Here is a 12,412-nt window from a genome sequence, read left to right on the forward strand (position 1 = left end):
CGTTACCAGCTGGCGGGGCCGCGGACCTCGAGGCCGTGGCCGGCGGCGAGGGTCGAGTCGAGGACGACGTGGCCCGGTCGGGTCATGCCCGACTCCTCGATGGTGGAGAAGCGGAGTCTGCTCGCGTCCCAGCCGTGCCGTCGCGCCGTCATCGTGGCGAGCTCGGCGCGGCTCAGCGGGTCGGGGCCGGTGAGGTTGAGCACGCCGCTCGGCTCGGAGCGGTCGGCCAGTGCGACCAACGCGACGGCCAGATCATCGACCAGCAGCGCTGAGCGGACCTCGTCGGTGAAGAACGTCATCGACGACGTGCCCGAGACGGCGTCGCGCACGGCTCGTTCGTGCCCGGACAGCTCGTGGACGCCGTAGAGCAGCGACGTCCTGACGATGACGGCCGAGGGGCACGCCGCGGCCACCTCGCGTTCGGCGTCGGCCTTGTCCCGTCCGTAGTCGTGCACAGCCGTGGGCTCGTCGGCCTCGGTGTACGGCGCGAGGCGACCGGCGAACAGCGCATCGGTCGAGACGTGCACGAGGCGGGCGCCGCACCGTGCCGCTGCCGACGCGACGTGACGGCTGGCGTCGACGATCGAGGTGCGATCGTCCTTGCGATACGCGGTGTGGATGATCGCTGCCGGCTGCCGGCCGGCGATCATCTCGTGGACCGATACGGCGTCGCGCAGGTCCAGCGACCGCGACGTCGGCGCGATCACCTCCCACCCCTCGGACGCCGGGCCGTCGACGATGTGGCGCCCGAGGAACCCCGAGCCACCCGTCACGAACAACCGGCGCGGATGCCTCATCATCACGATGGTACGGCGGTACCGTCCGGGGGTCATGCCGATCCTCCATGCGATCGTCCTCGGCCTCGTGCAAGGTCTGTCGGAGTTCCTGCCGATCTCGTCGAGCGGCCATCTGCTGCTCGTGCCGTGGTTGCTCGACTGGAACGACCTCGACGATCCATCGGTGAAGAAATCGTTCGACGTCGCGCTGCACCTCGGCACGTTCGTCGCCGTCGTCGCGTACTTCAGGCGCGAGCTCGTCGTGTACGTCAGGGAGGGCGTCCGGCTGCTGTACCGGCGCGAGCGACCCGTCACCGCGGAAGGCCGCATCGCCTGGCTGCTCGTGGTGGCGACGCTGCCGGCAGCGGCGGTCGGTGCGTTGTTCGAGGAATGGATCGACGAGCAACTCGGCACGCCGACGATCATCGCGATCTCGCTGATCGGCTTCGGTGTGTTGCTGTGGTGGGCGGACCGCCTGCTCGGCCGCCGCACCGTCGACGAGTTCAACACCCGCGACGCGCTGCTCGTCGGCGCGGCGCAGGCGCTGGCGCTCAACCCCGGCACGTCGCGATCGGGCATCACGATCACCGCGGCTCGGCAGATCGGCTTCGATCGTGACTCGGCCGCCCGGCTCAGCTTCCTGATGAGCATCCCGGTCATCGCCGGCGCCGTCGTGCTCAAGGTCGGCGGGATGCTCGCCGATGGCGTGCCCGACGATCTCGTGGTGCCGATGATCGTCGGGATCGTCACCAGCGGCATCTCGGGCTGGGTGGCGGTGTGGGGCACGCTCCGCCTGGTCAGGACCCGGACGTTCACCCCCTTCGTCGTGTACCGGATCGCGCTCGGCGCGCTGGTGCTGGTGGTGGTCGCAGCCGGCTGGCGCTGACGCCGCGCCTGCGTCAGGGCCGGAGGAGCAACGTCAACGAACCCGCCTCGGCGGCGGCCGGGAGCAGTGGGGCCGCGTCGGCCGGTACGGCGACCAGCGTCACGTCGTCGACGCGGGCGGTGACGACGATGTCGTCGGCGATCACGAACCCGTCGCTGACCGCGACGACCCGGTCACCGACGCCGGCACTCGACGGCGGCGACTCGACCACGGGGACGGCGAGCCAACCCGGCGGCACGAGCGCGGTGGGACCGTCGCCGACGGCGACGTCGTGCGTCATGACGATCTCGCCCGCTGCGATGTGCTGGCGCGCGATCGTGCCTGCGACGTCGAAGTCGCCGTCGATGACGGCGCCCTCGGGGACGACGGCGTCGGGCAACTCGACGAGCTCGGCCGCGACCGGCTCGCCGTGGCCGACGGCCCGCGTGGCCATCCAGACCGACGAGGTCGACCCCCACGACGCCGCGGCGGCATCGACTCGATCGAGTCGTTCGAGCACCGACGCCGACAGCGCGGCGGCGACGACGAGCACTGCGAGCCAGTGGAGCCACGGGTACCTGGCGACCACCCTCCGTACGGCGACAGCTCGACGCGCCGCGGCGAGGCTGCGAACAACGGACATCTCAACCCTCCCTGACAGACAGGACGAGGGGAAGTCGGCTGCGGGTCAGGTTATCGCCGGGACGGCCAGGGCGAGCACGCCGCGGAGGCGCGCGACGTTCTGGCGCATCACCTCGAGCACGGCCTCCATCGTGACCGGCTCGTGACCGTCGACGCCGGCGTCGTAGTCGGTGACCAGGCCGACGGTAGCGTACGGGAGGCCCGCCTCGGCGGCGAGCGCGGCCTCGGGATAGCCCGTCATGTTGACCACCGACCAGCCCATCTGCCGGAACCAGGCGCTCTCGGCGCGGGTCGAGAACCGTGGCCCGTTGATGACCACCATCGTGCCGCCGTCGTGGACCGTGACGTCGGCTGCTCGTGCGGCGTCGACGAGCACCCGTCGCAGGTCGGCGTCGTACGGGTCGGCGAACGCCTGATGGTGCACCGAACCCTCGTGACCCGGCGTCTCGTCGGAGGCGCCGACGTCGTGGTACGTATCGGGTCGCCCCCACGTGCGATCGACGAGCTGGTCGACGACGACGAAGTCGCCGGGGTGGAGGTCGGGCTGCAGGGAGCCGCAGCTGCACGGCCCGACGACGGCCCGGACGCCGAGCGAGGCGAGCGCCCACACGTTGGCGCGGAACGGGACGCGATGCGGAGCGTACTCGTGGTGACGGCCGTGCCGGGGGAGGAACGCCACCCGACGTCCGGCGAGCTCGCCGACGGTGATCGCTCCCGCCGGCTCACCGAACGGCGTCGGCATCGACACCTCGACGGCGTCGTCGAGCAGCTCGTAGAAGCCCGAGCCGCCGATGACGCCCACCTCAGCGCCCAGGTCGGATGCCCGGTCGCTGAGCGGGATCAGCATCAGTCGGAGGACGAGGACGAGGAGGCGCCCGAGCCCACCGAGCTCGAGCTCGACGACGAGTCGCCCGAGGAGGACGAGTCGCTCGACGACGACGAATCCTTGGAGGAATCCTTGGACGAGCCGTTGCTCGAGCGGCTGTCGTTCTTGTAGAAGCCGTCACCCTTGAAGGTGACGCCGACCGGCAAGAAGACCTTCTTGACCGCCATCGTCTCGCCACTGTCGGGGTGGACGGCCTCGGTCAGCGTGTCGTCGGCGAACGACTGCTGGACCTCGATGGTCTCGCCCGTCTCGATGAACTTGTACACGTACGTCGGCATGACACCAGCAAGATATCGGCGTTCGCGGGCGACGAAGCGGGTCGGACGCCTGGTTCCGCGGTCGGCCCACGGGACCGGCCGGCAGCGACCGCAGGGTGTTCGTGGTCACCGCCGTGCCGGTGTCCTATGGTTCGCGCCATGCTCGTGCGTAGCGCCGTCATCCCCGCCGCGGGTCTGGGCACCCGCTTCCTCCCGGCGACCAAGGCGGTCCCCAAGGAACTGATGCCGATCGGCGACACGCCGGCGATCCAGATCATCATCGACGAGGCGCTCGGTGCGGGCATCGAACACATCGTGGTGGTCAGCAGCCGAACCAAGCCGGCGATCGAGCAGTACTTCGCGCCCGACGACGCCCTCGTCGCGACGCTTCGCGAGAAGGGCAAGGACGATGTCGCCGATCGGCTCGCGGCGATCGGTCGCGACTGGCGCGTCACGATCGCGTACCAGGACAACCCGCGCGGCCTCGGTCACGCGGTCGGCTGCGGGCGTGAGGCCGTCGGTGACGAGCCCTTCGCCGTGCTGCTGCCCGACGAGCTGATGGGTGACTCGTCGCTGCTGGCCCAGATGAACGGCGTGTGCTCGAGCAGCGGCGGCAGCGTGGTCGGCGTGAAGGAGGTGCCACGCGACCAGGTCAGCTCGTACGGCGTGCTCGCACCGTCGGCGCCGATCGACGAGGCCGGCGTGATCCCCGTCGCCGACCTGGTCGAGAAGCCGCCGGTCGCCGAGGCGCCGAGCGACTACATCATCATCGGTCGCTACGTCCTGACGCCCGATGTCTTCGACGAGATCGCGAACCTCGAGCCGGGGAGCGGCGGCGAGCTGCAGCTCACCGACGCGCTGCGGGCGCAGGCCGCGCGTTCTCCGTTCCACGGGGTGCTCGCGCGGACGTCGCGCCACGACACCGGCAACCCGCTGGGGTTCCTCGAGGCGTCGATCGCGTTCGGGCTTCGCGACCGGTCGATGGGTGACGAGCTGCGAGCCCACCTCGCGTCACTCGTCGTCTGAGCGAGCCCGCGATCGGGTCGCCCGCGTCGCCGGCGACTCAGTGCAACCGTCTGCCGACGCCGTCGACGTCGTGGGGCAGCCCGTACGCGTCGACGTCGAACTCGACCCGCTCGTCGCCCAGCGAGACCGCCCATCGGTGCTCGGCGAGACGTTGGTAGCCGTGGTGGGCGCGCACGACCCCCAGGTTCTCGACGTCGATGTCGAGCGCGGTGACGTCGCTGGCGTGGCCGACCTGGAGCGGGAGTCGCCGGATCGGGAGCGCGAGCGCGAAGACGCTGCCCCCGACGAACACGTCGTGGGCGCCGTCGAGGTCGGGGCGGTGCGCGCCGTTCACCTCCCCCCACCTGCCGCGCCCGTCGGTGCCCAACCAGAGATCCGGCTCGTCGAGGTCGCGGAACAGCAGGAGTTGTCGGACCTGCCACAGCGGGGACAGCCGAACGACGTAGTCGACATCCTCCCGGTCGAGGTGGACGACGGCCGTCCACGCCTCGTTTTCCCACCGCAGTGCGAGCGACTCGGTGTCGCCGCCGTCCCACCGGGTCCATCGCGCCTCGAAGCCGTCGGCGGGAAAGGCGAGCAGGTCGGTCACGGGGACAGTGTGCCGGGTCGCGCCCGATCCTCCTGCGCTGACGTCGAGGTGGGTTCGCGACGGCACGGTTGGGGCGGCCCCGAGCGCCCGGCGGTACCGTTCGGCGGGTGAAGCCGCTCGAGGAAGCCCAGACCTTCGTGATCGGGTCGTGCCCGCCGATGGCGGCGACCGACGTGGAGTTCGCCGACGCCGAGGGCCTGGTGCTGGCCGCCGACGTGTCGGCGACCGAGCAGGTGCCGCCCTTCGACAACACGGCCGTCGACGGGTACGCCGTCGTCGCCGCCGACACGGCGACCGGCGAGGTCGAGCTCCCCGTCGTGGACGAGGTGGCGGCCGGAGCCGCAAGTGATCACGTCCTGCAGCCGGGTGAGGCGATCCGGATCATGACGGGTGCGCCGATGCCGGCGGGCGCCGACGCAGTCGTCATGGTCGAGGACACCGAGCGCGTGGGCGACGACCGCGTGCGTGTGCGCGCCACCGTCGAGCCGGGCGCGGCCGTGCGGCGGGCGGGCGACGACGTGCAACCCGGCGACCTGCTGTTCCCCGCCGGCACGGTGGTGACGCCGGCGATCGTGGGTGTGCTGGCCAGCATCAACGCCCGCACGGTCAGCGCACATCCGCGGGCCAGGGTCGCGGTGTTGTCGACGGGCGACGAGCTGGTCGAGGACGGCCGCCCGCTGGCGCCCGGCGAGATCCGCGAGAGCAACCGGCGGATGCTCGCCGGGATGCTCCGCGAGACGGGTTGCGACGTCGTCGACCACGGCACGGTGCGCGACGACGAGGCCGAGCTCGAAGGGGTGCTCCGATCTGCGGCAGCGGAGTGCGACGCGATCGTCACCAGCGGTGGTGTCAGCATGGGCGACTACGACGTCGTCAAGGCGGTGCTCGGCCGCATCGCCGACATGACGTGGATGCAGATCGCGATCAAGCCCGCCAAGCCGTTCGCGTTCGGCACCATCGGGGGCACGCCGATCTTCGGTCTGCCGGGCAACCCGGTCAGCTCGATCGTGAGCTTCGAGATGTTGGCCCGCCCCGCGTTGCGGAGGATGATGGGGCACCGCAAGCTCGCCCGTCAGAGCCTCGTCGCGATCGCCGACGACGACCTCAGCCGACGCCCCGACGGCAAGGTGCACCTGATGCGGGTGCTCGCCGGCTTCGAGGACGACGGCCGCTGCCACGTGCGGTCGGCCAGGGCGCAGGGCAGCCATCAGCTCGCTGCGACCGCCCTCGCCAACGCGATCGCGGTCGTGCCCGACGGCGACGGCCTGCCCGCCGGCGCCGAGGTCGCGATCGTCATGATGCAGGGCTGACCACGGCCCGCCCTGCTGTCGGCGGGCCGGCCGCCCGAGCAGACGGATGGCGGCCGACCACCGTAGGCTGGGCCGATGTCCTCGGGGGCCCATGCGCGTGACCTGGTCGATCCGTTCGATCGCGTCGTGCGCGACCTGCGGATCTCGGTCACCGACCGCTGCAACTTCCGGTGCACCTACTGCATGCCGTCCGAGGGCATGCAGTGGATGCCGCGGTCCGAGATCCTGACGTTCGAGGAGATCGAGCGCATCGCCCGCATCTGCGTCGAGCGGTACGGCTTCGACGGCATCCGGCTCACCGGCGGCGAGCCGACCATCCGGGCGCACGTCACGACGCTGGTGGCGAAGCTCGCCGCGCTCGGCGTCGATCTCGCGCTCACCACCAACGGTGCCACGCTGCGCAACAGCGCGTTCGACCTGCGCGAGGCCGGCCTGAGCCGCATCAACATCAGCCTCGACACGCTCGACCGCGAGAAGTTCGCGCAGATGACGCGTCGCGACGAGCTCGACAACGTGCTGGCCGGCATCCAGGCCGCCAAGTCCGCCGGGTTCGACCCGGTGAAGATCAACGCGGTGGTCGAGCGCGGCGTCAACGACGACGAGGTCGTCGACCTGGCGCGGTTCGGCCGCGACGAGGGCCTCGAGATGCGGTTCATCGAGTTCATGCCGCTCGACGCCTCCGACGAGTGGCAGCGGGCGAAGGTGGTCGGCCAGGCGGAGATCGTCGACATGATCGCGGCGGAGTGGGCGGTCGAGCAGCTGCCGGCGCGCGGCGCGGCGCCGGCCAACATGTGGCGATACGCCGACGGCGCCGGCAAGGTCGGGGTGATCCCGACGGTCACCAACCCGTTCTGCGGCGATTGCGACCGGGTCCGACTGACGGCCGACGGACAGTTCCGCACATGCCTGTTCGCCACCGACGAGTTCGACCTGCGCGACGCCATGCGCAGCGGCGAGACCGACGACCAGCTCGCCGCACGCATCGAGGCGGCGGTCGGCACCAAGTGGGCGGGGCACCAGATCAACCAGGTCAACTTCATCCGTCCGCAACGCTCGATGAGCCAGATCGGCGGCTGAGCGTGCGCCGCACGGCAGCGGTCGCAGTGTCCGCCGCCGTGCTCGGCATCGGCGCAGTCGTCGTCGCCGCGATCTCGGCGATCGACGAGCCCGCCACCGTCGGCGAGCAGGCCGACCGCGTCCTCCCGCCCGGGCCGAGAGTCGGCGGCTGCCCGGTGTTCCCGGGTGACAACGCGTGGAACCAGGAGATCGCCGACACGCCGCTCCACCCGGACTCCGACGCGATCATCGCCCGCATCAACTCGTCGGGCGGCACCCGACTGCACCCCGACTTCGGCGAGAACCCGGACTTCGGCATCCCCTTCGTGGTCGTGCCGGCCGACCAGCCCGAGGTGGCGATCGAGTACCGGGCCTTCGGCGACGAGAGCGATCCCGGGCCCTTCCCGATCCCGCTCGACGCCCCCGTCGAGGGTGGCGCGGGTGCCGGCGGTGATCGTCACGTGCTGGTGCTGCGGTCGGGCACCTGCGAGCTCTTCGAGCTGTACCGGGCGTTCCGGTCGGGCGGTGGCTGGGCCGCCGACAGCGGCGCCCGGTTCGACCTCACCTCGAACGACCTGCGCCCGCTCGGTTGGACGAGCGCCGACGCGGCCGGGTTGCCGATCCTGCCCGGGCTGGTCCGCTACGACGAGGTGGCCGCAGGGGAGATCCGCCACGCGATCCGCATCACCTTCTCACGGACCCGTCGCGGTTACGTGTTGCCGGCGACGCACTTCGCCTCCGATCGCACCGACGCCGACCTGCCGCCGATGGGTCTGCGGCTGCGACTGACGTCGTCGTACGACACGTCGGGCCTGACCGGCCAGGCCCGGGTGATCGCGGTGGCGATGCAGCGCTACGGGGTGATCGTCGCCGACAACGGCTCGAACTGGTTCTTCCAGGGTGCTCCCAGCCCCGGCTGGGACGACGACGATCTCGGCCAGCTCAAGGGGATCCCCGGCTCGGCGTTCGAGGTGGTCGACACCGGTCCCGTCCTCGGCACGTGAGCGTGTCCGGCGGGGCGGATCGCCCGGGTCGGGTGTGCGCCGCGCACTAGCCTCGGCCGTGCATGAACGACGACCTCGAGTTCACCCATCTCGATCCGCTCGGCCACGCCCGCATGGTCGACGTCACCCCGAAGGAACCCTCGCACCGGCGTGCCGTGGCGCGCTGCAAGGTGTTCATGAAGCCCGAGACCACAGCAGCGATCGCCAACCGCGAGGTCAAGAAGGGCGACGTGCTCGCCGTCGCCAGGGTGGCCGGCATCCAGGCCGCCAAGCGCACCGCCGACATCATCCCGCTGTGCCACCCGCTGCTGGTCGGGGCGGTCTCGGTCAGCTTCGACATCGGCGACGACCACGTGGCCGTCGAGGTGTTCGTCGACACGGTCGATCGCACCGGGGTCGAGATGGAGGCGCTGCACGCCTGCTCGACCGCGGCGCTGACGATCTACGACATGTGCAAGTCGGCCGATCGGGGCATGACGATCGGCGAGCTCGCGCTCTGGGAGAAGACCGGCGGGCGGTCCGGCACGTACCGCCGGGCGGAGGACTGACCGTTGCGTGCGCCGGCGGCGTGGTCGCCCCGTGAACACCGGGTGACGCGGGTGTGACGATTGCCACGTTTCGCGTTGCCAGATCTGTTACGAATGTCGTAGAATCGTAATGAAACGTTGTTCTCCGACTCCGCCGCGGTGTTGCCGCCGCCGTCACGTCGAGACGACGCCGCTCGCGTCCCTGCACCCAATCGAAGGATTCTGAAACATGGGCGAACTCGTCCTGCTGGTCATCGGAGCTGCCTGGGCAGCCGTGCTGATCCCGCCGCTCCTCCGCAGTCGCATCGAGAACCGGCCCAACTCGTCGGTCACCGACTTCCGCCGTCAGCTCAACAAGCTCGAGAGCACGGTGCCGAGTCGCGCCGGTGCGCCGATGCGCGGCATGGCCCGCCCGCTCGCGCAGACGCCGCTGCAGCGCCCGGCGGCCGGTGGACGCCCCGGCATGCAGCCGGCCCAGATCCGTCGCAGCGCCGGGCGCAGCCACGGTGGCCGCACCGCGACGCTCGCGCCGCCGCACCAGCCGACCCAGCGCCGCCGCACGCACGGCGACCCGACCGGCGGGCACCCTCGCCCGCACCACGAGCAGGGTCAGCAGCACCGCCAGACCCACGTCGCGCGTCACGGCATGTCAGCGGCCGAGCAACTGCGCCGCCGGCGGTCGAACGTGCTGTTCATGCTCGTGCTCGTCGCCGGCAGCACCCTCTTCCTCGCCGCCACCACCCAGGCCGCGGCGATGCTGTACCTGTTCGCACTCGCCTTCCTGGCGCTGTGCGGGTACGCCTACCTGCTCTCGCAGGCCCGCCAGCGGGAGGCCCAGAGTTGGCCGACCGACTGGATGCACTCCTGACGATCCCGACTCGGCGCCGGTAGACTCACCGGCCGACACACGGGGCTGTAGCTCAGTTGGCAGAGCGCGTCGTTCGCAATGACGAGGTCAGGGGTTCAATTCCCCTCAGCTCCACTCTTCGGGATTCGGGCGAGTGACCGCTGGGCCGGATCGCCCCCGAATCGCTCCCTGACCCAGGACGTCCGACAGGGTGCGTCGACGTCCGCCGACGTCGATGGAGCGTTGCTCCGAGCTCGAGGATGACTCGGCCACGCGCACGCGTATCCGGTTCCGTGGGGACGACGACTCCCGCATCGAGGTGCGGGGGAGCCGACGGCAAGGTCGAACACGCCATCAGCTGACGAGACTCGCGACAGGCCGACGCGACGGTGGCCGACGGGTGGAGGGACGGCATCGGCGATGAACGCGTCGGGCATGGGCCCAACAACACGCGACCGGGTCAGACGCCCCCCGGTCGATGACCATCGACACACGCGTCACGCCAGGTCAGGGACTTTGGTCCCAACGCAAAGTGACCTACCTCTCACCGACCGTGACGTTGTCCCCTGAACATTTGCGCACGCAAGGGAACATACTCGGATCAGCACTTCGTGAACGGTTTCACGAAGTGACCCCGATCAGAAAGGGTTGCCAACATGCTCAGGAAGCCGCTCGGGCTCCTAGGAGTCTTCATGATCATCGTCGGGATCGGCTACTTCGTCGGTGCCGGCTGGGCGTGGACCAAGGTCGACGCCGGCTACAACTCGCTCGAGGCGTTCAGCGCCGCCCAGAACGTCGAGCTCAACTACAACGACGACGGCGAGCTCGTCGATCGCGGCACCACCGAAGGTGCGCAGGCGATCATGCAACTCCTCGAAGACGACTGGAACTTCCCGGTCGTGATGGGCGCCGGCGGCCTCGACCCCAACGACCCCGTCGTCAACAACCAGAGCGAGTACATGTACCAGATGGCGACGATCGTCTACCACGTGCTGCACGGCGAGCAGACGGTCATGCTCGACCAGGCGGGCATCGACGCCGCGATCGAGTCCGGCCAGCTCGGGGCCGACGGCACCTACAACGGCGTCGTCAGCGCCTACCAGGGCCAGGTGCTCGAGCCCGGCGCCTACACCGTCCCGGTCGACGGTCGCTACTGGACCGGCTTCAACCGCATGGACCTGCTCGACGGCCCCGCCCGTAGCCAGGCCTGGAGCGGCACCGCCCACGCACTCGTCGGCGAGCTCGGCGTCGGCGCCGTCACCCACAGCACCCTCCAGCTCTCGCTCGGCGTCGTGTTCCTCCTCCTCGGTCTCGGTGCGATCTGCACCGTGATGGGCGCCGCCTTCGTCTGGCACGTCCGGCGCGAAGACGGCAAGCAGATCCCCGACACCGTGCCCGAGGCCTTCCTCACCGAGACCATCGAGGGCAAGGAGTCCGCCACGGCCTGACGGCCTCCGAAGTCGACCACACGTCCCATCAGCGTCGGTCGGTCCGCCACGACCGACACCGAGCAACCCGGGTGGGCCCCTCTTCTGCAGGGGCCCACTCGGGTGTCTTCGCGTCGGGAGCGCGAACAGGACACGACCGACGCGTCGCATCGAAGCGGCTTCGCGGTTCCCTCAGCTCCACTCCGCAGTCGAGTTCCTCGTGCGTCGGCCGATGGCGCACGCTCACAACGTGAGCTCCTGCGAGTCGGTGAATTGGGCCCGGGCAGTCGGTGGGCCGATGGCGCTTGCGGGAAGCGACGCCGTGTGCGCATGTGGGTGGTGTGAGGACGAACCCCCGACGCTTCGCGATCGGGGCCGCGCTGCTCGCAGCAGTCGGTGCCTGCGGCGGCTCCGCCGACGAGACGCTGCCGCGTCCGGCGGCAGCACCGGACGAGTCGACGACGTCGACGACGGACGCTGCGACCACCACGACGGCGGCATCGACCACGACGGTCGCCGTCGAATCGGCGGGCCCGGCGCCCACGACGACGTCGACGACCACGACGACGACCTTGCCCGGCGAGCCGGTCGACGTCGCCATCGCCGGGACCGTGGCCCACGTGCCGGGCGTCGCCTTCGACGAGACGTTCGTGGTCAGGACCCTCCCGGGCGACGAGCAGCCGGAGGCCGCATCGCTGCCGGCGCTGACGCCGCTCGTGTTCACCGGCCGCGCCCAGGAGATCGACAGCGGTCGGACGCAGGTGCCCTGGGTGGAGGTCACCGCCGGTGACGTGACCGGGTGGATCTCCCAGTGGTCGCTCGTCTACCTCGGCGCACCGAGGGACATCACCGACGAGGTCGTGTCGGCGATCGGGATGCAGCCGACCGCTCCGACGATGCTCGAGCTCGGCCAGATGGTCCTCGACGCCGACCCCGAGACGCCGCCCCCGGATGTGGTGCTCGCGGCCGCGCCGGGCGACGGACCGACCGCCGAGGTCGTGTACGACGTGTTCCCCGACGAGGCGTTCGGTGACGACGCCGCTCGTGGTGCTCGGCTACGGGTCACAGGTCGCCAGGTGCCCGCCGACGACCTCCCGGAGACCGCGTTCGCCGCCTCGGTCGAGTACGAGCTGGTGTCGGTCGAGGCATCCAGCCTCTGCACCCGTGGCGTCGATGCCGCGACCGGGGCCTGCATCTGAC

At 70.7% G+C, this 12,412-nt stretch carries 14 protein-coding genes and 1 tRNA gene; 10 read left to right on the top strand and 5 right to left on the bottom strand.

The genetic code is table 11. The features are described 5' to 3' along the window. Window positions 1-2 precede the first annotated feature (2 nt). The gene (locus tag QNJ12_RS02805; protein WP_300618519.1) at window positions 3-797 is read right to left on the bottom strand and encodes an SDR family oxidoreductase; all 795 of its coding nucleotides are present in this window, start codon (window positions 795-797) and stop codon (window positions 3-5) included. A 34-nt stretch (window positions 798-831) separates the two neighbouring features. Here QNJ12_RS02805 and QNJ12_RS02810 point away from each other — a divergent pair, with 34 nt between their 5' ends. Next, entirely contained in the window at window positions 832-1,662 is an 831-nt protein-coding gene (locus QNJ12_RS02810) for an undecaprenyl-diphosphate phosphatase (RefSeq protein ID WP_300618521.1), read from the top strand. A gap of 13 nt (window positions 1,663-1,675) precedes the next feature. Here the strand turns inward: QNJ12_RS02810 and QNJ12_RS02815 are convergent, their stop codons facing one another. From QNJ12_RS02815 to QNJ12_RS02825, 3 genes are read right to left on the bottom strand one after another with little or no spacing between them, the layout of a single operon-like run. Beyond that, a complete protein-coding gene (locus QNJ12_RS02815; RefSeq protein ID WP_300618523.1) occupies window positions 1,676-2,284 on the bottom strand; it encodes a hypothetical protein in 609 nt (202 codons plus the stop codon). A gap of 45 nt (window positions 2,285-2,329) precedes the next feature. Then, a complete protein-coding gene (locus QNJ12_RS02820) occupies window positions 2,330-3,130 on the bottom strand; it encodes an S-methyl-5'-thioadenosine phosphorylase (protein ID WP_300618525.1) in 801 nt (266 codons plus the stop codon). After that, window positions 3,130-3,447: an FmdB family transcriptional regulator gene (locus QNJ12_RS02825; protein WP_300618527.1), complete on the bottom strand. Its 318-nt coding sequence runs from the start codon at window positions 3,445-3,447 to the stop codon at window positions 3,130-3,132. Before QNJ12_RS02825 ends, QNJ12_RS02820 begins: the two co-directional genes overlap by 1 nt. Window positions 3,448-3,585: 138 nt before the next feature. Here QNJ12_RS02825 and QNJ12_RS02830 point away from each other — a divergent pair, with 138 nt between their 5' ends. Beyond that, the gene (locus QNJ12_RS02830) at window positions 3,586-4,452 is read left to right on the top strand and encodes a UTP--glucose-1-phosphate uridylyltransferase (protein ID WP_300618529.1); all 867 of its coding nucleotides are present in this window, start codon (window positions 3,586-3,588) and stop codon (window positions 4,450-4,452) included. A gap of 37 nt (window positions 4,453-4,489) precedes the next feature. Here the strand turns inward: QNJ12_RS02830 and QNJ12_RS02835 are convergent, their stop codons facing one another. Beyond that, window positions 4,490-5,041: a putative glycolipid-binding domain-containing protein gene (locus QNJ12_RS02835; RefSeq protein WP_300618531.1), complete on the bottom strand. Its 552-nt coding sequence runs from the start codon at window positions 5,039-5,041 to the stop codon at window positions 4,490-4,492. Between the two features lie 107 nt (window positions 5,042-5,148). Between QNJ12_RS02835 and glp the strand changes: the two genes are divergently transcribed. The 8 genes from glp to QNJ12_RS02875 all read left to right on the top strand — a co-directional run bounded on the left by glp (window position 5,149) and on the right by QNJ12_RS02875 (window position 12,411). Further along, a complete protein-coding gene (gene glp, locus QNJ12_RS02840) occupies window positions 5,149-6,351 on the top strand; it encodes a gephyrin-like molybdotransferase Glp (RefSeq protein WP_300618533.1) in 1,203 nt (400 codons plus the stop codon). 75 nt (window positions 6,352-6,426) lie between these two features. Beyond that, entirely contained in the window at window positions 6,427-7,428 is a 1,002-nt protein-coding gene (gene moaA, locus QNJ12_RS02845) for a GTP 3',8-cyclase MoaA (protein WP_300618535.1), read from the top strand. A gap of 80 nt (window positions 7,429-7,508) precedes the next feature. Then, on the top strand, window positions 7,509-8,411 hold the full coding sequence (locus QNJ12_RS02850) for a hypothetical protein (RefSeq protein WP_367281742.1): 903 nt from the start codon (window positions 7,509-7,511) through the stop codon (window positions 8,409-8,411). Window positions 8,412-8,473: 62 nt separating this feature from the next. Further along, on the top strand, window positions 8,474-8,959 hold the full coding sequence (gene moaC, locus QNJ12_RS02855) for a cyclic pyranopterin monophosphate synthase MoaC (RefSeq protein WP_300618539.1): 486 nt from the start codon (window positions 8,474-8,476) through the stop codon (window positions 8,957-8,959). A gap of 208 nt (window positions 8,960-9,167) precedes the next feature. Continuing rightward, window positions 9,168-9,806: a hypothetical protein gene (locus tag QNJ12_RS02860; protein WP_300618541.1), complete on the top strand. Its 639-nt coding sequence runs from the start codon at window positions 9,168-9,170 to the stop codon at window positions 9,804-9,806. Window positions 9,807-9,847: 41 nt separating this feature from the next. Next, window positions 9,848-9,920: transfer RNA gene (locus QNJ12_RS02865), tRNA-Ala, on the top strand. A gap of 557 nt (window positions 9,921-10,477) precedes the next feature. Next, window positions 10,478-11,233 (top strand): hypothetical protein, encoded by a 756-nt coding sequence (locus QNJ12_RS02870; RefSeq protein WP_300618543.1) that lies wholly within the window; start codon window positions 10,478-10,480, stop codon window positions 11,231-11,233. 320 nt (window positions 11,234-11,553) lie between these two features. Next, complete coding sequence (locus QNJ12_RS02875; RefSeq protein ID WP_300618545.1) at window positions 11,554-12,411, top strand: hypothetical protein; 858 nt, start codon at window positions 11,554-11,556, stop codon at window positions 12,409-12,411. Window position 12,412 lies beyond the last annotated feature (1 nt).

Source organism: Ilumatobacter sp. (genome assembly GCF_030065885.1).
In the GTDB taxonomy this organism is placed as follows: domain Bacteria; phylum Actinomycetota; class Acidimicrobiia; order Acidimicrobiales; family Ilumatobacteraceae; genus Ilumatobacter.

Excerpts from the sequence above, each read along its gene's own strand:
- QNJ12_RS02860 (WP_300618541.1), top strand. The coding sequence starts at position 9,168 with ATGGGCGAACTCGTCCTGCTGGTCATCGGAGCTGCCTGGGCAGCCGTG.
- moaA (WP_300618535.1), top strand. The coding sequence starts at position 6,427 with ATGTCCTCGGGGGCCCATGCGCGTGACCTGGTCGATCCGTTCGATCGC.
- QNJ12_RS02825 (WP_300618527.1), bottom strand. The coding sequence starts at position 3,447 with ATGCCGACGTACGTGTACAAGTTCATCGAGACGGGCGAGACCATCGAG.
- QNJ12_RS02870 (WP_300618543.1), top strand. The coding sequence starts at position 10,478 with ATGATCATCGTCGGGATCGGCTACTTCGTCGGTGCCGGCTGGGCGTGG.
- QNJ12_RS02830 (WP_300618529.1), top strand. The coding sequence starts at position 3,586 with ATGCTCGTGCGTAGCGCCGTCATCCCCGCCGCGGGTCTGGGCACCCGC.
- QNJ12_RS02810 (WP_300618521.1), top strand. The coding sequence starts at position 832 with ATGCCGATCCTCCATGCGATCGTCCTCGGCCTCGTGCAAGGTCTGTCG.
- QNJ12_RS02820 (WP_300618525.1), bottom strand. The coding sequence starts at position 3,130 with ATGCTGATCCCGCTCAGCGACCGGGCATCCGACCTGGGCGCTGAGGTG.
- QNJ12_RS02815 (WP_300618523.1), bottom strand. The coding sequence starts at position 2,284 with ATGTCCGTTGTTCGCAGCCTCGCCGCGGCGCGTCGAGCTGTCGCCGTA.
- QNJ12_RS02805 (WP_300618519.1), bottom strand. The coding sequence starts at position 797 with ATGAGGCATCCGCGCCGGTTGTTCGTGACGGGTGGCTCGGGGTTCCTC.
- moaC (WP_300618539.1), top strand. The coding sequence starts at position 8,474 with ATGAACGACGACCTCGAGTTCACCCATCTCGATCCGCTCGGCCACGCC.